We start from the raw sequence: 17,126 nt of genomic DNA, 5'->3' as shown, positions 1-17,126 counted from the left end.
CGGTGCCCTCGCACCCGACGGCCCACCCCGGTGACCTCCCGGGGGCTCCTACGTTCGTACCAGAGATCACTCCGGCGTCGAGACCCTAACTCTGGCCGTCCCGGATCCCCCATCCCCCCTAACGGAGGATCCCCGGGACCCCCGGCGCCGCGGGCCGGGTTGCGGGCGCGTCCCCGATGTCCCGCGCCGCCTCTTGTCCATATCGTCGCTTCCGGCGAACGATCGCTGGAACGCTACGTCGAGGAGAACGGGCACATGGACTCGCACCAGACGCTGCACGACTTCGTACTCAACCTGCTCACCGACCCCGACGCCCGGGCGGCCTTCGACCTGGACCCGGAGGGTGCGCTGCAGGCCGCGGGCCTCACCGACATCACCGCCGCCGACGTCCAGGACGTGGTGCCGCTGGTGGTGGACTACGCCCCGGTGCAGGGTCTGGTGCCGCTCGCGTCGACGACCGAGCAGGTCGGGGTCGACCCGCTGGTGACCGACGCGACCGACGTGGTGGGCCAGTTGCAGGCGGTGACGCAGCAGATCAGCGTCGGCACCTCGTACAGCGGCGTGGACGTCAAGGCCGGTGTCCTCGGGGCCATCGCGGTCGACCCGGGCACCGTCTCCGCCGGCGCGACCGTGCTGCCGGGGATCGGCCTGGGCGTGGGGCCGACCGGCCTCTCCACCGACCTGACCGGGGTGCACGACGTCACGCACACCCTGGACGCCGACGTCGTCGGCGCCGTCGACACGGTCGCGGACCCGGTCGTCGGGGACGTCACGGGCACGGTGGGCGCGGTCGACGGCACGCTCGGCTCCGACTACGGGCAGTACGGTGACGGCCTGCTCGGCGGCAACCTGGGCGTCCTCCCCGGCACCCAGGCCCAGGTCGACGGCGTCGTCGGGTCGCTCGGCGTCGGCGACACCCTGGAGGGGCTCGGCGTGGACCGCACGGTCACCGGTGCGGTGTCGTCGGTCGACGTGCAGTCCACGGTGGGCGGTGTCACGCAGCAGGTGGACGGTGTCCTGTCCGGTGTCACCGGCACGGTCGGCGGCGTGGACGCCGGTCTCGGCGCCAACGTGCGGGGTGACGAGGGCGTGACCGGCGGGGCCAGCGCCTCCACCGACGGCGGTCTGCTGGACATCACCGGTGGGCTGCTCTGACCGCACCTGCGGGAGGGGAACGGAGGGCCGGGTCACCCATCCCGATCCGGCCCTCCACCCGGTCCTTTTCTGATCCCTCTTGAAAATTCCGTGTAAACCAGCACACTTGTTGCGGTGATCGCGGGGATCTGGCTGGACGTCCTGGACGAGATCGGCCGTACGTGTCAGGCGTACGGCCGGGGAGACCTGCTCCAGGCCGTGCGCCGGAAGCGGGTCCAGCTGCTGGACCCGACGCTTCGCGTACTGGTCGTCGGTGAGCCGAAGCAGGGCAAGAGCCAACTCGTCAACGCCATCGTCAACGCTCCGGTGTGTCCCGTCGGCGACGGCGTCACGACCGTCCTGCCGACCGTCGTCGGGTACGCGGAGGCGCCGGTGGCGACCGTCGTCGAGGACCCCGCCGCCGCCGTACGGCCTGCGGTCGGCGCCGTACCGGCGAATGCCGAGCGGACCCCGGTGCCGCTGGACCGCATCGCCGCCGGGGTCGCCGGCACGCTCGGCCGGCACGCCGGAGGCGGTCCCGCGTATGTCGAGATCGGACTGCCGCGCGCCCTGCTCAAGGCGGGGCTGGTGCTGGTGGACACGCCCGGCACCGACGAGGTGACCGGGATCGGGGCGGGCGTCCCGGCCGCCGCGCTGGCCCGGGCGGATACCGTGCTCCTGGTCTCCGACTCGACCCGGGAGCTCTCCGTCGCCGAGCTCAACATGCTGCTGCACGTCACCCGGTCGCATCCGAACGTGGTGGTGATCCAGACCCGGACGGATCTGGTGCCGGACTGGCGCGCGGTCGCCGAGCGGAACCGGAAGCACCTGGCCGAGGCCGGCATCCCGGCTCCGTTGATCCCTGTCTCGGCCGCGTTGCGCCTGCGGGCAGCCGCCACCGACGACCGCGCCCTCAACGCCGAGTCCGGATTCCCGGCGCTGATCGCCCGGCTGCGACGGGATCTGGCCGGCAAGCCGGACCTGCTGGCCCGTGCGGCGGTCGGCCTGACCGCGCGTACGGTCCTGGAACAGCTCGCCGCGCCGCTGCGCGCCGAACTGGAGAGCCGGGAGGCCGAGAAGGATTCCGGCCCGATCTCCCGGCTGCACGCCGCCCAGCGGGAGGTCGACGAGCTGCGCCGGTGCTCCACCCGATGGCAGAACACGCTCGCCGACGAGATGACCGATCTCATCTCGGACCTCGAGTACGACCTGCGTGACCGCATCCGGGAGATCCTGCGTACGGTCGACGAGGCGTTCGACTCCGCCGACCCCCTGACCGCCTGGGACACCTTCCAGGAGTGGCTGGACAGCAGCCTCGTCGAGGCGGCGGAGGCGAACCGGGAGTGGCTGGTCCAGCGTTGCGACTGGGTCGCCCGCCGCGTGGCCGCCCAGTTCGCCAGGTACGGCCACGACGTCCTGCCGCCGTGGTCCGCCGTGGTGCCGGAGCACCTGGCGGAACAGCTTCCGGAGATGGAGCGCCCCCGGGTCGACCGGTTCACCGCCACGCAGAAGGTCATGACGGGGATGAAGGGTTCGTACGGCGGCCTGCTGATGTTCGGCCTGGCGTTGACGCTGGCCGGCATGCCGATGATCAACCCGGTGTCGATCGGTGCCGGTGCGCTGTTCGGTGGCAAGAGCATCCACGACGAGAGCAGGCAGCTGCTCCGCCGCCGCCAGTCCACCGTCAAGGCCGCCGTGCAGCGGCACGTCGACGATTTCTTCGTCCGCGCGACCCGGGACCGCCGCGACACCGCCCGACAGGTGCAGCGGATGCTGCGGGACCACTTCGCCGCGCTGACCGAGGAGCTTCAGGAGGGGATCATCCGCTCGCTGCGCAGCGCCAAGGCGGCGGCCGACACCGACGCGGCCGTCCGCGACCAGCGGCACCGGGAGATCCGGCTGAAGATGACCCGGCTGGCCACGCTCTACGAGCAGGCCCAGCAGCTCGCCGTGGGACGGCCGGCCTCCGCACCGCTGGAACGCCTGACGTGACGGTCGGAACCACCCTGGCGGAGGAGGTGTGGGCCCTGCTGCACCGCGCGCTCCAGCTCTACCGCGACGACCCCCGGGCCACCGCTCGCCTGCGGGGGGAACTGGCCCGGCTGGAGCAGCCGCTGCGCGTGGCGATCGCCGGGCCGTGGCGGTCCGGCCGGTCCACGCTCCTCAACGCGATCATGGGCGAGGAGGTCGCGCCGGTCGAGGGAGCGGACGGGGACACGTTCTTCACCTGGTACGAGGACGGCGATCGCCCGCACGCCACGGCCTACTCGAATGGCCACCCGCCGCAGGACCTGACCGTCGCCAAGTCCCCGACCGGGATGCGGGTGGACCTGGCCGGGTGGCGAGCGGGGGAGCTGCGCGACATCGTGGTCCGGTGGCCCACCCGGGCGCTGCGGCAGCTCACCCTGATCGACACGCCGCCGGTCACCGGGCCGGACGAGCACGGTCGGGCGACGGTTCTGGACCGGGTGCTGCGCGAGGCGGACGCGGTGCTCTACCTGACCCGCGACGGTCGCGGCTCCGACCTGCGGGTGCTGAGTGCCGCCCGGGACAGCGCCACCGGGCAGTCGGCCCCGGTGAACACGATGCTGGTGCTGTCCCGTGCCGACGAGGTCGGCGGCGGACGCGTCGACGCGTTGCTGACCGCCCGCCAGGTCGCCCGGCGGCTGCACCGTGACCCGGCGATCGGGGCGCTGTCCCTGAACGTGCTGGCCGTCAGCGGTCTGGTGGGGCTGGCCGGGCGGCTGCTCACCGGGTCCGAGTTCGCCGCGCTGGCGGAGCTGGCCCGCGTTCCCCGGACGGAGCTGGAGGCGTACCTGCTCTCCGCCGAGCGCTTCCTCCGCGGCGAGCCGCCCGTACGCGTGGACGCCGCACAGCGCGCCGCCCTGCTGGACCGGCTGGGGCTCTTCGGGGTCCGGCTGGCGACGACCCTGGTGCGTACGGGCTGCGACAGCCGGGTGAAGCTCTCCGCGGAGCTGATCCGACGTAGCGGCCTGACCGAGCTGCGGGAGTCCGTCAGCCGGCTCTTCATCGACCGGCAGGAGACGCTGAAGGCGCGCTCGGCACTGGTCGCGTTGGAGGAGCTGCTGCGGACCGAGCCGGGCCCCGGCACCGGCGAGCTGCTCGGCTCGACCGAGCGGATCCTCGCCGGGGCGCACGAGTTCCAGGAGCTGCGCCTGCTCGCCGCACTGCGCGGTACCGGGGTCGGCTTCGACGCGGAGCTGACCGCGGAGGCGCGTCGACTGGTCGGCGGGGACGGTGTGGGCCTCGCCGCCCGGCTCGGTTTCGAGCACGACGCCCCGGCGCACCAGCTCTGGCAGGTCGCGGCCGACGCGCAGTGGCGATGGCGGGAGCGGGCGGAGGATCCGCTGCTCCGCCTCGCCCAACGGCGCGGCGCCCAGGTGGTCGTGCGCAGCTGCGAGGGGATCCTGGCCACCCTGGCCGCCGGCGGCCGGTGACGGCCGCGGCGCTGATTCCCCGTCCGTCGGGAAACGAGCAACGGCCGGGCCCGTCGGGCCCGGCCGTCGTCCGTGTGCCGGATCAGTGCTTGTGCTCGGCGAGCTTCTTGCGGACGTCCTCCATGTCGAGCGCCTCGACCTGCTCGATCAGGTTCTCCAGGGCCGACTCGGGGAGCGCGCCCGGCTGCGCGAACACGATGACGCCGTCGCGGATCGCCATGATGGTCGGGATGGAGCGGATGTCGAACTTCGCGGCCAGCTCCTGCTGCGCCTCGGTGTCGACCTTGCCGAAGACGATGTCCGGGTGCTTCTCCGAGGAGCGCTCGTAGACCGGGGCGAACCGCTTGCAGGGGCCGCACCAGTCGGCCCAGAAGTCGACCAGCACCGTGCCGTCGCGGCCGGTCGTCTCGTCGAAGTTTGCCGTGGTCAGCTCAACGGTTGCCATGGGAATCTCTCCGATCACCGCGGAATAGCTACGTCTGGTGGAACCAGGGCGTACCTCGTCGAATTCCCGTCCCGGTAGGGCTGAAACGCTCCGGGTACGTGGCCCGCGCGCCGATCATCGTCATCGATGGTCGTCGGTGGCGGGTGGGATGCGGGACGCAAGTGCAGGTCGCACTTGCGTGACCACCCGTAATGGGAGCGTTCCCATAGAGATCGAATGCATTGGCCGTTACGAATCGGTAACTTCATGCTTGACATGCGGCTACCCCTCACCGGAGATCGCGGACGGAAGTGATCTCAGTGACCCAGGGTAGTGTTACAAAAGGATAAATGTGATCCCCGTCTCTGTCCGGCGAAGGCCGGGTGGGGCAGAATCTTCCGCATCAGAGCGTGGGCGGCGGGTGCCGGGGAGGGCCCCGCCGCTCATTGCGTCTCCCCCCGGGTCGACGCCGGTGTGACATTTCCCGGCCGCCACCGCCCCGCGCATCGCCTTAACACTTCATAAGGCATGCTGTGCCGAACTCCATCGCCGCCCGTCGAAGGGGACAAGGATGCAGTTCGGCCGCTACTACGAGGAGTTCGAGGTCGGCGCGGTCTACCGGCACTGGCCGGGCAAGACGGTCACCGAGTACGACGACCACCTCTTCTGCCTGCTCACCATGAACCACCACCCGCTGCACATGGACGCCCACTACGCCGAGACGTCCAGCCAGTTCAAGCGGAACGTGGTGGTCGGCAACTACATCTACTCGCTCCTCCTCGGCATGTCGGTGCCGGACGTCAGCGGCAAGGCGATCGCGAACCTGGAGATCGAGTCCCTGCGCCACGTCGCTCCCACGTTCCACGGCGACACGATCTACGGCGAGACCACCGTGCTGGACAAGCGGGAGTCCTCCTCGAAGCCGGACCGCGGCGTGGTGGCCGTCGAGACCCGCGGCTACAACCAGGACGGCACGCTGGTGTGCGTCTTCCGGCGCAAGGTCATGGTGCCGAAGAAGGAGTACGCGGCGGCCGCGGTCCCCGAGGGCGTCGACCCGGAGCGGCCGAGCTTCCCCGAGCCGCGCTGAGGCGCGCGTACCTGGTCGGGCCGGGCGCGCGCGGCGCTGCCCGGTCCGGCGGGGCCCATTCCGGCGTTTGCGGATGGAAGGGGCCCTGTCCGGTGAACCGGGGCATATGCTGACGCCGGAGGTCCCCATGAGCCACTCCGTCGCCGGAGAGCCGTCCTCTGCCGGCCGTCGTGCCGCACCGCTGACCACCGCCGTCTACTCCGCCGCCGAGTGGGAACTACTCACCACCCTGCCCGGCCGCGTCGTGGTGGCCGCCGCCGCCGCGGGCCCGGGGCGTCCGGGGCGCGGGATCACCGCCGGTCTGGCCGGGCTCGACGCCGTCGCGGCCGGTCGGGCGTTCGACAGCGACCTGGTCCGCGCCGTGGTGGCCGCGATCTACGCCCGCCACGACGGCGCGCCGCTGCCGGCCGTCCGGTTCACGGATCCAGGGCCGGTGTCGACGTCACAACCCGGTCGCGCCGGGCCGTCGACACAGGCCCTGCTGGACCTGCTCGCCGCCGCCCGGGCCGCGGTCCGGGTGCTCGATCGGCGCGCCGACCCGGCCGACTCCGCCGCGTACCGGCAGTGGGTGCAGTCGGTCGCGGCCCGGGTGTGCCGGGCGGAGCCGGGCGGGGACGGGTTCCCGGATCCCGCCGACCGCCGGTTCCTCGACCGGCTCGGCGGCGCGCTGGGCCTGCGCTGACCGGTCGCGGTTCCTGGTCGTACGCTCTTGTGTCCGTGACGGATGACCAGTTCGACGTCGGTGTGGGCCCGTGGGAGGGCGACCCGCCGGACGATCCGCGGTACGACCCGGAGTTGCTCGCCGCCGGTGACCGGCGCAACGTGGTCGACCGGTACCGCTACTGGCGGCGCGAGGCCGTCGTGGCGGATCTGGACCGGCGCCGGCACGACTTCCACGTGGCTATCGAGAACTGGCAGCACGACCTCAACATCGGCACGGTGGTCCGCAACGCCAACGCGTTCCTCGCCGCCGAGGTCCACATCGTCGGCCGGCGTCGGTGGAACCGGCGGGGCGCGATGGTGACCGACCGCTACCAGCACGTCCGGCACCACGAGACGATCGGGGACTTCGTCGCCTGGGCGGCCGGCGAGGGGCTGCCCGTGGTGGGCATCGACAACCTGCCCGGCTCCCGGCCGCTGGAGACCACGACGCTGCCCCGGCGCTGCGTGCTGCTGTTCGGGCAGGAGGGGCCGGGCCTCTCCGACGTCGCCCGCGCGGCCTGCGACCAGCTCTTCTCGATCGCCCAGTACGGCTCCACCCGGTCGATCAACGCCGGCGTGGCCAGCGGCATCGCCATGCACGCCTGGATCCGCGCGTACGCCGGACCGCCGCCGGCATGAGCCGATCAGCATCAGGTGAACCGAAACGGGCGCTCCGCTTGACGGCGTGGCTCTACGGGGTGACCGTGGGGTGGTGAGCGTCGCGATGAGTTGTCCCCGGTGCGGCGGCGAGGTCCGGCCGCCGGACCTCATGCACTCCGAGTCGCGGTGCCTCCTGTGCGGGCCCGTCCCGCCGCTGCACGTGCCAGAGCACATCGGGGCGGAGATCGTCGCCAGCGTCGTCGACCGCATCACCGCCGCCGCCGAGCCGCCGCACCGGCCGGCGGTCCCGCTCTGGTGCCCGTGGCCGCTGCCACCGGGCTGGACGATGACCGGCGTCGCGTACGCCGGTGACGACCGGACCGGGGTGCGCGCCACCGCGGTCGCCTGCGCGGGGCCGGAGCCCCTCGGCGGCGGCCCGGCCGACCTGGTCTTCGTCGCCGAGGAGCCGGGCGTCGGGCTGGGTACGCGCTTCGCCGGCATCAGCGGGCCGGACCCGGGGCCACAGCTCGCGGAGGCGTTGACCGACCCGGGGCCGGGACATCCGGAGCACCACGGCCAGGCCAAGATCCGGGTGGGCGGCCACCCGACTCCACTGTGGCTCGTGACCTCGCCGACAGATCGAAGCGCGTACGCCGGCGAAGCTCGGGGAATGTGGCTGCATGCGATAGCCTGGCCGGCGAGTGCGGGTCATCTGCTCGCCGAGGACGTCGTGCTGTGCGACCTCACCGAGTGGATGCCGCCCGAACTCGTCTACGGCGCACCGTCTCCGTATCTGCACGGGAAGGCTTGACAAGTCACCCGGAATGTCGGAGAACGGACGCAGGAATAACAGTACGACACGACGCTGATACTCTGAGTGCCGCTTCGGTAGACGGACCCGGCGCCGCGCGAGAGGATGGCCCGCCATGGTCAAGAAGGTCCTCACCTGGGCTGGTATCGCATTCTTGATCTTCTTCATCGCCTACCGGCCGAACTCCGCCGCCGACGTCTTCAAGTCTCTCGGCGGCGGCATCGTGGACATCGCCCAGGGGTTCGGTGACTTCTTCACCAACCTCGTCGCCTAGCCGCCCATGGGCAGCCCCTCCGGTCCCCCCTTCGACCCCGACGACCCTGACCGGGAGCGCCGGGAGCGAGACACGGAGCCCATCCCCCGCGTCGGCCCGGACGACGGGCCGGGCTACGGCTCCGGTCCGGGCCTGTCCGACGGCCCTTCCCTCTCCGGCGAGGCCGGCTTCGGCGACGGTCCGGGCTACGCGGGCGAGGGCCGGTCGGGTCGGGCGTGGATCCGCGATCCCGAAGCCGGCTACCAGCCGCCCCAGATCTCCGAGGACGAGCTGGCCGGCCTGCGGGCCGACGCGTCCGGCATGGCGCCGCGCCGGGTGCTGCCCCTGGAGGACGAGCCGAGCTCCCTCGTCGCGCGCTACCTGTTCCCCACCGAGCGCTACCGGGGCGAGTGGAAGCGGCACTGGATCCACCTCGCGACACCGCTGCTCATCGGCATCGCCGCCACCTTCGTGCTCGGCTACCTCTCCGGCTTCCTCGCCGGGCAGGACGTGGGCGCCCTCACCACCGTCGCGGTGCTGCTCTGGTTCGCGGTGATGGGCTGGGTGGCGTGGAAGGTCGCCGACTGGTGGTACGACCGCTTCATCCTGACCAACAAGCGGGTGATGGTGGTCAACGGCATCATCACCCGGCGGGTGGCCATGATGCCCCTGGTCCGGGTCACCGACATGAAGTACGAGCAGACGCCGGCCGGGCGGGCGCTCAACTACGGCACGTTCGTGCTGGAGTCCGCCGGCCAGGAGCAGGCGCTGCGCGAGATCAAGAACCTGCCCAACCCGAACGAGCTCTACCTGCGTGTCGTCGAGGAGATGTACGAGCCGCAGGCGGTCGAGGCCCGGCTGGGCAAGGAAGCGGACGAGGCCAAGGCCGACGACGGCGCCTGAAACTTTTTGTCCGAACATCGGATGAACGCCGCACCATTTTCCGTGGGAGCCTGCCAGGCAGGACGGGGTACGGAGGTGGACGGTGGCGAGCAGGGACCCTCGGGAGGAGGAGTTCCGCGAGTTCGTCGCGGCCCGCTCGGGCGCGCTGCTGCGGACCGCGTACCTGCTCGCCGGCGACTGGGCCACCGCCGAGGACCTGCTCCAGACCGCGCTGACCAAGACGTACCTGGCCTGGAAGCGGCTGGGTGGGATCGAGGCCGTCGAGCCGTACGCCCGACGCGTCATGATCAACACGTCGACCAGCTGGTGGCGGCGGCGCTGGCACGGGGAACGGCCGACCGAGGTGCTGCCCGAACGCGCGGGCGTGGACGAGATCGAGCAGCAGCTCGACCGGGACCTGCTGTGGCGGCACCTGAACGCGCTCCCGGCGCGCCAGCGCGCGGTGCTGGTGCTGCGGTTCTACGAGGACATGTCCGAGGCCCAGACCGCCGCCCTGCTCGACATCTCGCCCGGCACGGTCAAGAGCCAGACGTCCCGCGCCCTGACCACCCTGCGCCGCCGGATGGGGGTCACGGCCGCCGACCTCCCCGCCGAGCCGGCGTCGCTGCGGCAGCGGTCTCTGCGTACCCCCGATGCGGCGGTGGCCGCCGACGCACCGCACGGTGGCGTGCCGGCTCCGCGCACCGGCGTGCGGGCCCCGCAGGCCGGCGTGCCGGCCCTTCCGGTCGACGGGCGGCCGGGTGAGCCGACGGTCATCGGCGCGACGGCGCCCGTCCCGCCGGCGGCGCGGCCCGCCGCTTCCGAGGAGACACCGGAGCCGGTGGGAGCACGGGTCGGCCGCCGGGGTGGCCGCGCCGCCGCGCCGCCCCCGGAGGACCGGTGAAGGGCGTCCGTCCTCGTGACAACCGGACCGCGCCCCCGGCGCGTCCAACAGGCGTGACGCGGGACGAGCTGGAGCAGGCGGTGCGGGAGACCCTCACCCGGCAGGTCGCCGAGCCGCGCCTGCTCGCCGCCGACCACGCCGACGTCGCCATCCGGCGGGCCCAGCGGGCGCAGCGCCGCCGTACGGTCGTCGGCCTGGCCCTGGCCGCGGTCACCACGGTGACCGTCAGCACGGGGATGATGCAGCTCCTCGGCGATCCCTCCGTCCCCGGTCCCGCCGTCGTCGTCCTGGGCGACCCCGAGGACTCCGGACTGCCCGCTCCGACCCCGGCGCTCCCGCTTCCCGCGCCGGCCGAGCCGACGGTGGTCGACCTGATCGTCGGCGACGTGCTCGTCACCACCGCCGAGCGGCAGGTGAGGCTGACCGGCATGGGAGCCGTCGAGCGCGCCCAGCGGTCGCCCGACGCCGCCGGCTGGCTGCTCGTCGGGACCCCGACGCCGGCCGGCCGCTCGCTGTGGGTCGTGCGGCCGAACGGGGTCGCGCAGGTGCTGCTGGCCGGTGCGGCCGAGATCGCGCTGTCCCGCGACGGGCGCCTTGTCGCCTGGCGGGAGGGCGGCCAGCTGGTCAAGGGAAGCATCGTCAACAACCAGGTCATGACCGTTGCCCGGCACTCCGTGCCGGCCGGGGCGGCGCCGGTCGGCTTCGTCGGCGACGAGGTGCTGCTGCGGCTGCACCCGGAGCGGGGTGGTCACGGCCTGTGGGACCCGGTGACGGGCGAGACGACGACGGAGGGCGGCGCGGGCACGCGCCACGTCTACGGCGTACGCCCGGACGGGCTGGTCGTCGGGCAGGTCCTCGCCGGTACGCCCCGCCGGCCCTGCCTCGCGCTGCTCGACCCGGCGAAGGCGCTGACGGTGGTGCGGACCGGCTGCGGTCCCGCGCTCGCCGACGACGGTCGTGGTGCGGTGTCACCCGACGGGCGCTGGTTGCTGGTGAACGGCGCGGGCACCGCCCTTCTGGTGGACCTGGACCGGCTGGGAGACGCGCCGGTGACCCGTCCGGCCGGGCGGCCTCTGACCGGGCCCGCCGCCTGGACCCCGGACGCGGCCGTCCACGTGGTCGACGGCAACCGCCTCGCGCGGGTCGACCCCGAGCGGGTCCTGGCCGGGCAGGCGGTGCCGAGCGAGCCGCTGGCCGGCGTACCCGCCGACGTCCGCCCGCTGCCGGTCGCCGGCACCGGCTTCTGACCCCCCCGGCCGCACCCTCCGCTGCCGCCCGCTCGGTAACGTCGGGCGATGAGCCCGCGGATCGACCTGCACGCCCACTCCACCGCCAGTGACGGCACCCTCACTCCGGCCGAGCTGGTCCGGGCGGCGGCGGAGGCCGGTCTCGACGTCCTCGCGATCACCGACCACGACACCACCGCCGGCTGGGAGCCCGCGGTCCGCGCGCTGCCGTCCGGGCTGCGGCTGGTCCGTGGCGCCGAGCTGTCCTGCCGGTGGTACGGCGAGGAGCCCGCCGTGCCGCTGCATCTGCTCGCGTACCTCTTCGACCCGGACGACCCGGACCTGGTCGCGGAGCTGGCCCGGGTGCGCCTCGCGCGGGAGGAGCGCGGCGAGCGGATCGTCCGGTTGCTCCAGGCCGACGGCATCGACGTGAGCTGGTCGGAGATCCTCACCGGGGCCGGCGGCGGGACGGTCGGCCGGCCGCACATCGCCCAGGCGCTCCTCCGGGCCGGGCTGGTGGCGACCACGACCGAGGCGTTCGGCCCGGACTGGCTGGGCGAGCGGTACCGGCTGCCGAAGGAGGACATCGAGGTCTTCCGCGCGGTCCGGCTGGTCCGCGTGGCCGGGGGTGTCCCGGTCTTCGCCCACCCCCGCGCCACGCGCCGGGGGCGGATCGTGCCCGACGAGCTGATCGCGGACCTCGCCGCGGCGGGACTGGTGGGGCTGGAGGCCGACCACGAGGACCACTCGCCGGCGGAGCGGGCCCACGTCCGCGCCCTCGCCGCCGACCTGGACCTGCTGGTGACCGGATCGTCCGACTTCCACGGCACGCACAAGACGGTCCGCCTGGGGGCGTTCCTCACCGACGTCGAGGCGTACGAGCGGATCGTCGCCGCCGGGGTGACCGAGGTCGCTTCCGGCTGATCCAGGTTGCGGGCCGGAACGGTCCGACTAGGTTGATCCGGTGGATTTCAAGCTCTTCGGCGAGGTCTTCGTGACCCTGCTGGTGATCGTCGACCCGCCGGGCATGATGCCCATCTTCCTGGCGCTGACCGGCCCGTTGTCGGCCCGGGACCGGAACCGGGCGGCGTGGCAGGCCGTGGCGCTGGCGCTCGGCGTGATCGTGATCTTCGCGGTGGCCGGGCAGACCCTGCTCGACTACCTGCACGTTGACCTGCCCGCGCTCCAGGCCGCCGGCGGCCTGCTGCTCGTGCTGGTCGCCCTGGAGCTGCTGACCGGCAAGGCGGACGACCCCAGCCAGCAGGTCACTTCCAACATCGCCCTGGTGCCGCTGGGCACCCCGCTGCTCGCCGGTCCCGGTGCCATCGTCGCCACGATGCTCTTCGTCCAGCAGGCCGACGGTGCGGCCGACCACACCGCCATCGCGGCCGCCATCGTCGCGGTGATGCTCGCCGTCTGGGTGGTGCTGCGCTTCTCCGGCGGAATCGTCAAGATCCTGCGCCCCGGCGGCATCGAGGTGCTGACCCGGATCGCCGGTCTGCTGCTGGCCGCCATCGCGGTGCAGCTCATCGCCGACGCGGTGGCCGCGTTCGTGACCCAGTACACGGCCATGGGCTGATCCTGTCGGGGTCGGATGGCAGGATCGCGGTGTGCGACGACCCAGCCGACCTTCCACCTCCCCGCCGCGACCCCGGGGCGCCGAGCCCGAGCAGCTCGGCTTCGAGGGCATGCCCGAGCGGCTGTTCGTCTGCACCCCCAGCAAGCTCGGGGCGTTCGTCGACTGCCCCCGGCGCTACCGCTACTCCTACGTGGACCGGCCGGCCCCGCCGAAGGGGCCACCCTGGGCGCACAACTCGCTCGGCGCCAGTGTCCACACCGCACTGAAGAACTGGTACGCGCTGCCCGCCGAGCGCCGCCGCCCGGAGGCACTGGCCACGCTGCTCAAGGGCACCTGGGTCCGCGAGGGCTACCGGGACGACGAGCAGGAGCGGGCCGCCTACCGGCGGGCGCTGGGCTGGCTCGAGGCGTACGTGGCGACGCTCGACCCCGACACCGAACCGGTGGGCGTGGAGCGGGTGGTCGCGGTGAAGACCGGGGTGCTGGCGTTCAACGGCCGCGCCGACCGCATCGACTCCCGTCCCGGGCCGGCCGGTCCGGAGCTGGTCATCGTGGACTACAAGACCGGCCGCGCCGGGCTGGACGCCGATGACGCGCGCGGCTCGCAGGCGCTGGCGCTCTACGCGTACGCGGCCGAGCGGACGTTCCGCCGTCCCTGCCACCGGGTGGAGCTGCACCACCTGCCGACCGGCACGGTCGCCGCGCACGAGCACACCGCCGAGTCCCTCGCCCGGCAGCTCGGCCGTGCCGAGGAGACCGCCCGGGACATCATGACCGCCGAGCGCTCGGTTGCCGACGGCGGCGACCCGGACGAGGCCTTCCCGGCCACGCCGGGGCCGCGCTGCGGCTGGTGCGACTACCGGCGTACCTGCCCGGCGGGCGCGGAGATGCCGGGAAAGCAGCCGTGGGCCGCCGTCGAGGGCCGCACCGAGTCCTAGCGGCCACCATCCGGCGGGGCGGGTCAGCCCGACAGCGGCGCGCCGGCCAGGCGGGCCGCCCGCTCCTTGGCGGCCTGCTGCATCGGCCCCTCCCGCCACCGGCGGGGCACCGCCGCCAGCGTGAGCCGCAGCGCGCGTACGGTCAGGTCGGCGGAGAGCGCGGTGGTCGGCAGGCCCAGCCCGCCGTACATCCGCCGGGCCCAGGCGGGCAGGAGCGCGAGCGCCGTCCCGGCGATGCCGAGGTACGCCCAACGGGGTGGCCCGAGGGTGAGCCCGACCCGGGCCGGCAGGCTGAGCTTCCACGGCACCGGCGGAGCAGTGAGGAACAGCGCGGTCTCGGCCGCCTCGCGGGTCATCCGCAGCTCGGGCCGGATCGCCCGGTAGTACGCGGCCACGTCGGCCGCCGTCCCCGGGACGGTCTCCGGATCCAGGCCGACCAGGGCGGCGGCCCGCCGCTGCTCGGTGTAGTAGCCGTCGACCTCCTCGGCGGTCAACGGCACCCCGGCCCGCCGTGCGGTGTCGAGGAACGACTCCACCTCGGTGACGTGCACCCACCGCAGCAGGTCGGGGTCGTCGATCCGGAACTCCTCGCCGGTGGACGGGTCGATGGCGCGCATCCGCCCGTGCAGGCGGCGCAGCCGTCGCCCGGCCTCCTCCGCCTCGGCGGTCGTGCCGTAGATCGTGGTCCCCACGTACGTGGCGGTGCGGACCAGGCGGCCCCAGGCGTCCGAGCGGTAGTTGCTGTTCTGCGCCACCCCGGCCATCGCCCTCGAGTGCAGGGCCTGCAGGTAGAGCGAGCGCAGGCCGGCGACGATCAGGACCGGCTCCTCGTGCACCTTCCAGGTGACCGAGCCGGGGCCGAAGAGGCCTACGTCGTCGGAGTCCACCGATCAAGAGTGCCATGACGGGAGCGCCCGGCGGGGCCTGCGGTCACTCGTCGGCGGAGCGTCGGGCCTGGCAGGTGGGGCAGAGGCCCCAGAAGGTCACTTCCGCCTCGTCGACCTCGAAGCCGTGGGCGGTGTGCGGGTCGAGGCAGGGTTTGCTGCCGACGGTGCAGTCGATGTCGGCGATCTCGCCGCAGCCCCGGCAGACCACGTGGTGGTGGTTGTCGCCGACGCGCGCCTCGTAGCGGGCGGGACTGCCGGCGGGCTCGATCCGCCGGGACAGCCCGGCCCGGGACAGCGCACCGAGCACGTCGTAGACCGCCTGGGTGGAGACGGAGTCGAGGCGCTCCCGGACCCGCCGGGTGATCTCGTCCACCTCGAGGTGGCCGCCGGCGGCGAGCACGTCGAGGACGGCGAGGCGCGGCCGGGTGACCCGAAGGCCCTTCGACCGGAGCAGCTCCTCACCACTGGACATGTGCCAATGACAGCACGCAGGTGGCGGGTCGACAACCGGGCCCGGAACCGGGTGGCCGCGACCACAGCCTGTACGTTTCCGGAAACATTGTGAACCGCCCTGACGAGGGGTGCGTGTAGCCCCGGTGAGAGTCCTGGGCGGGTGGGTCGGCGCACCGTAGGCTGACCTCCCGCGATCGCTCCCTGCCGGAGGTGTCGATGTTCAAGGAGATCATGGGGTTACCGGCGCATGCGTTGGTGGTGCACGCGGTGGTCGTGTTCGTACCCCTGCTCGCGGTGCTGTCGATCGCGTACGTGGCGCTGCCCCGGTTCCGGTCCCGCATCGACTGGGCGATCGTGCTGCTGGCCGTGGTGGCGCCCGTCACGGCGTGGGTCGCGGTGCAGTCCGGCGAGGAGCTGACCGACGTGTTCGTCGCCCGCGGGCTCCAGGGGCCGATCGTCGAACAGATCTTCGAGCACTCCCGGTACGGCGACCTCACCTTCCGGTACGTGCTGCCGCTGGCGATCGCCGCCGTCGTGCTGCTCGTGGTGACGAGCGGCCACCCCCGCGTCCCGAAGCTGCCGTTCTGGGTGACGCCGGCACTGTCGGTGGTGGTGGTCGTGCTGGCGGGTGCGAGCCTCGTGTACGTCTATCTCACCGGGCACAGCGGCGCCGAGGCGGTCTGGGGCAACACCCTCTGACGCGGCACCGTCTGACGGCTACCGTTTGGCTACGGTCTGACGGCTACCGTCGGACGCCGCGTCAGAAGATCAGCCGCGAGCAGAGCAGGCACATCAGCACCAGGAGCACCGCCCCGGCCACGGCGCCCACCGTCCAGGTGAGTCGCTGCGCCCGCTGCTCGGCGAGGTCGAGTTCGGCCATGCCCTGCGGGGGCAGCCGCCGGGGCGGTGGTGGCTGCACGTGCAGGGGCGGGCGCCAGCCGGTCGGGGGCGGCGTGGTCGGCGGGGGACCGGCGTACCCGCCGGTCGACGCCGGCTGCTGCGGTGGCGTACCGGTCTGGTCCGGGGGCGGACCGTCGGCGCCCGGGCCGGGCCGTCGCCAGTAGTCGTCCGGGGAACTGCCGGGGGTCGTCACGCCGTCCGACGCTACCAACGGGACGGTCGTCCGGCGCCCGGCGCGCGCCGTCGCCCCCGGATCGACGCACCGGCGCGGACCCCCCCGCTGCGCTAGTCTTGCCGCTCGTGAGCACCGAGGACCCTGGCGTACGCGGCGACGACGACCGGCCCGTCGACCTGAGCGACGACGACTTCGTGGTGCTGCCCGAGCAGACCACCGACGACACCGACCGGGGCTGGGGCGAGCGCTCCAGCGGCAACGACGACTGGCTGCTGGAGCAGCGTCCGCCGCACTGGGACTGACCGTCAGGCGTTAAGAAGGGCCCCCTGTACAACGCGAGGCATTAACAGGGGGCCCTTCCTTGTACGTCAGGAGGAGCTGGCGCCGCTCGCGGCCGGGGCCTTGGTGGAGCCACCGGAGGAGCCGTTCGACGACGACGAGGAGGACGAGGACGCGGGCGTCGTCGAGCTGGACGACGAGCCGGAGTCGCCGCTCGCGGCGGGCTTGCTGGCGGCGGTGCCGTTGCCGGAGTCGGAGCCGCGGGAGTCGGTGCGGTAGAAGCCCGAGCCCTTGAACACGATGCCGACGGAGTTGAACAGCTTCCGCAGCCGCCCCTCACACGCCGGGCACTCGGTCAGCGGCTCGTCAGAGAAGGACTGCACCGCCTCGAGCTGGTGGCCGCACGCGGTGCAGGCGTACTGGTACGTGGGCACG

Annotated in this window: 21 protein-coding genes; 16 read left to right on the top strand and 5 right to left on the bottom strand. The window is 73.2% G+C overall.

Features of this window, described 5'->3' with window-relative positions; genetic code table 11:
* Nucleotides 1-255: 255 nt before the first annotated feature.
* The 3 genes from ACTMS0_RS01590 to ACTMS0_RS01580 all read left to right on the top strand — a co-directional run bounded on the left by ACTMS0_RS01590 (nucleotide 256) and on the right by ACTMS0_RS01580 (nucleotide 4,592).
* Nucleotides 256-1,155, top strand: a complete 900-nt coding sequence (locus ACTMS0_RS01590; RefSeq protein ID WP_441153263.1) for an IniB N-terminal domain-containing protein — start codon at nucleotides 256-258, stop codon at nucleotides 1,153-1,155.
* Between the two features lie 114 nt (nucleotides 1,156-1,269).
* Nucleotides 1,270-3,126: a dynamin family protein gene (locus ACTMS0_RS01585; RefSeq protein WP_441153262.1), complete on the top strand. Its 1,857-nt coding sequence runs from the start codon at nucleotides 1,270-1,272 to the stop codon at nucleotides 3,124-3,126.
* Nucleotides 3,123-4,592 carry a hypothetical protein gene (locus ACTMS0_RS01580; protein WP_441153261.1) on the top strand — a complete coding sequence of 490 codons (1,470 nt, stop codon included), beginning with the start codon at nucleotides 3,123-3,125 and terminating at the stop codon, nucleotides 4,590-4,592. Before ACTMS0_RS01585 ends, ACTMS0_RS01580 begins: the two co-directional genes overlap by 4 nt.
* 82 nt (nucleotides 4,593-4,674) lie before the next feature.
* Here the strand turns inward: ACTMS0_RS01580 and trxA are convergent, their stop codons facing one another.
* On the bottom strand, nucleotides 4,675-5,037 hold the full coding sequence (trxA, locus tag ACTMS0_RS01575; RefSeq protein ID WP_441153260.1) for a thioredoxin: 363 nt from the start codon (nucleotides 5,035-5,037) through the stop codon (nucleotides 4,675-4,677).
* 550 nt (nucleotides 5,038-5,587) lie between these two features.
* Here trxA and ACTMS0_RS01570 point away from each other — a divergent pair.
* From ACTMS0_RS01570 to ACTMS0_RS01520, 11 genes are all read left to right on the top strand, one after another.
* Nucleotides 5,588-6,103 carry a MaoC family dehydratase gene (locus tag ACTMS0_RS01570; RefSeq protein ID WP_155329015.1) on the top strand — a complete coding sequence of 172 codons (516 nt, stop codon included), beginning with the start codon at nucleotides 5,588-5,590 and terminating at the stop codon, nucleotides 6,101-6,103.
* Between the two features lie 127 nt (nucleotides 6,104-6,230).
* Nucleotides 6,231-6,785 (top strand): hypothetical protein, encoded by a 555-nt coding sequence (locus ACTMS0_RS01565; RefSeq protein ID WP_441153259.1) that lies wholly within the window; start codon nucleotides 6,231-6,233, stop codon nucleotides 6,783-6,785.
* A gap of 35 nt (nucleotides 6,786-6,820) precedes the next feature.
* On the top strand, nucleotides 6,821-7,444 hold the full coding sequence (locus tag ACTMS0_RS01560; protein WP_441153258.1) for a TrmH family RNA methyltransferase: 624 nt from the start codon (nucleotides 6,821-6,823) through the stop codon (nucleotides 7,442-7,444).
* Between the two features lie 85 nt (nucleotides 7,445-7,529).
* Complete coding sequence (locus ACTMS0_RS01555) at nucleotides 7,530-8,216, top strand: DUF6758 family protein (RefSeq protein WP_441153979.1); 687 nt, start codon at nucleotides 7,530-7,532, stop codon at nucleotides 8,214-8,216.
* A 115-nt stretch (nucleotides 8,217-8,331) separates the two neighbouring features.
* Entirely contained in the window at nucleotides 8,332-8,490 is a 159-nt protein-coding gene (locus ACTMS0_RS01550) for a hypothetical protein (protein WP_168004014.1), read from the top strand.
* A gap of 6 nt (nucleotides 8,491-8,496) precedes the next feature.
* Entirely contained in the window at nucleotides 8,497-9,372 is an 876-nt protein-coding gene (locus tag ACTMS0_RS01545) for a PH domain-containing protein (protein ID WP_441153257.1), read from the top strand.
* Between the two features lie 82 nt (nucleotides 9,373-9,454).
* Nucleotides 9,455-10,255 carry a SigE family RNA polymerase sigma factor gene (locus ACTMS0_RS01540; RefSeq protein ID WP_441153256.1) on the top strand — a complete coding sequence of 267 codons (801 nt, stop codon included), beginning with the start codon at nucleotides 9,455-9,457 and terminating at the stop codon, nucleotides 10,253-10,255.
* Nucleotides 10,256-10,308: 53 nt separating this feature from the next.
* Nucleotides 10,309-11,502 (top strand): hypothetical protein, encoded by a 1,194-nt coding sequence (locus tag ACTMS0_RS01535; protein WP_441153255.1) that lies wholly within the window; start codon nucleotides 10,309-10,311, stop codon nucleotides 11,500-11,502.
* A gap of 48 nt (nucleotides 11,503-11,550) precedes the next feature.
* Complete coding sequence (locus ACTMS0_RS01530; protein ID WP_441153254.1) at nucleotides 11,551-12,405, top strand: PHP domain-containing protein; 855 nt, start codon at nucleotides 11,551-11,553, stop codon at nucleotides 12,403-12,405.
* Nucleotides 12,406-12,445: 40 nt separating this feature from the next.
* Nucleotides 12,446-13,060, top strand: coding sequence for a MarC family protein (locus ACTMS0_RS01525; protein WP_441153253.1), 615 nt, complete (start codon nucleotides 12,446-12,448; stop codon nucleotides 13,058-13,060).
* A 31-nt stretch (nucleotides 13,061-13,091) separates the two neighbouring features.
* Nucleotides 13,092-13,997: a RecB family exonuclease gene (locus ACTMS0_RS01520; protein WP_441153252.1), complete on the top strand. Its 906-nt coding sequence runs from the start codon at nucleotides 13,092-13,094 to the stop codon at nucleotides 13,995-13,997.
* A 23-nt stretch (nucleotides 13,998-14,020) separates the two neighbouring features.
* Here ACTMS0_RS01520 and ACTMS0_RS01515 read toward each other — a convergent pair whose 3' ends face one another.
* Nucleotides 14,021-14,884, bottom strand: coding sequence for an oxygenase MpaB family protein (locus ACTMS0_RS01515; protein WP_441153251.1), 864 nt, complete (start codon nucleotides 14,882-14,884; stop codon nucleotides 14,021-14,023).
* Between the two features lie 43 nt (nucleotides 14,885-14,927).
* The gene (locus tag ACTMS0_RS01510) at nucleotides 14,928-15,356 is read right to left on the bottom strand and encodes a Fur family transcriptional regulator (protein ID WP_441153250.1); all 429 of its coding nucleotides are present in this window, start codon (nucleotides 15,354-15,356) and stop codon (nucleotides 14,928-14,930) included.
* A 197-nt stretch (nucleotides 15,357-15,553) separates the two neighbouring features.
* Here ACTMS0_RS01510 and ACTMS0_RS01505 point away from each other — a divergent pair, with 197 nt between their 5' ends.
* Nucleotides 15,554-16,036, top strand: a complete 483-nt coding sequence (locus tag ACTMS0_RS01505; RefSeq protein ID WP_441153249.1) for a DUF2231 domain-containing protein — start codon at nucleotides 15,554-15,556, stop codon at nucleotides 16,034-16,036.
* 61 nt (nucleotides 16,037-16,097) lie between these two features.
* On the opposite strand, the gene ACTMS0_RS01500 is transcribed toward ACTMS0_RS01505, so the two are convergent.
* The gene (locus ACTMS0_RS01500) at nucleotides 16,098-16,430 is read right to left on the bottom strand and encodes a hypothetical protein (protein ID WP_441153248.1); all 333 of its coding nucleotides are present in this window, start codon (nucleotides 16,428-16,430) and stop codon (nucleotides 16,098-16,100) included.
* Between the two features lie 107 nt (nucleotides 16,431-16,537).
* On the opposite strand from ACTMS0_RS01500, the gene ACTMS0_RS01495 reads away from it, so the two are divergent.
* Nucleotides 16,538-16,714, top strand: a complete 177-nt coding sequence (locus ACTMS0_RS01495) for a hypothetical protein (protein ID WP_441153247.1) — start codon at nucleotides 16,538-16,540, stop codon at nucleotides 16,712-16,714.
* A gap of 66 nt (nucleotides 16,715-16,780) precedes the next feature.
* On the opposite strand, the gene ACTMS0_RS01490 is transcribed toward ACTMS0_RS01495, so the two are convergent.
* Nucleotides 16,781-17,125 carry an FmdB family zinc ribbon protein gene (locus tag ACTMS0_RS01490; protein ID WP_441153246.1) on the bottom strand — a complete coding sequence of 115 codons (345 nt, stop codon included), beginning with the start codon at nucleotides 17,123-17,125 and terminating at the stop codon, nucleotides 16,781-16,783.
* Nucleotide 17,126: the final 1 nt, after the last annotated feature.

Source organism: Micromonospora sp. H33, from assembly GCF_052068455.1.
Classification (GTDB): domain Bacteria; phylum Actinomycetota; class Actinomycetes; order Mycobacteriales; family Micromonosporaceae; genus Micromonospora.
This window is presented reverse-complemented; position numbering and strand designations above follow the sequence as displayed.